The 512-nt window shown below is 49.6% G+C and carries 1 protein-coding gene; it reads right to left on the reverse strand.

Annotated features, from left to right (window positions below):
* The coding region (ccsA, locus tag R8O10_RS27645; protein ID WP_318192287.1) for a cytochrome c biogenesis protein CcsA at positions 1 to 512 on the reverse strand (512 nt) is incomplete at both ends.

The following is a 512-nucleotide window of genomic DNA, read 5'->3' on the forward strand; positions in this document are numbered from 1 at the left end:
CCCAAAGTTAGGAATACCCAAGCCGCCGTTGTCCAAGGACGAGACCAGCGCGCCCATGCTGTATCAAGACGACCGGTCATTAGAGAGGCAATCGCGAACGAAAACGCAACAGAGAAACCGACGTAACCCATGTACAGCATTGGTGGATGCACAATCAGCCCAGGGTCTTGCAGAAGCGGGTTCAAATCTCGACCATCAACAGGGAAGAACGGTAACGTACGTAGGAATGGGTTTGACGTTAAGATGATAAACAGTAGGAAACCTACTGAGATCATACCCATTACGGCAAGTACACGTGCAACCGACTCTTGTGGCATACCGCGGCTGAATGTAGCAACCGCGACAGTCCAACCTGCTTGGATAAGCACCCAAAGCAATAGGGAACCTTCGTGTGCACCCCATACCGCTGTCAAACGGTAGTACCAAGGCAGTTGGCTGTTTGAGTTACTTGCTACGTATTGCAGAGTGAAGTCGTTAGTATAAAAACCCCAACACAAAATCACAAACGAGAA

Source organism: Vibrio sp. 1727, assembly GCF_033344415.1.
In the GTDB taxonomy this organism is placed as follows: domain Bacteria; phylum Pseudomonadota; class Gammaproteobacteria; order Enterobacterales; family Vibrionaceae; genus Vibrio; species Vibrio alginolyticus.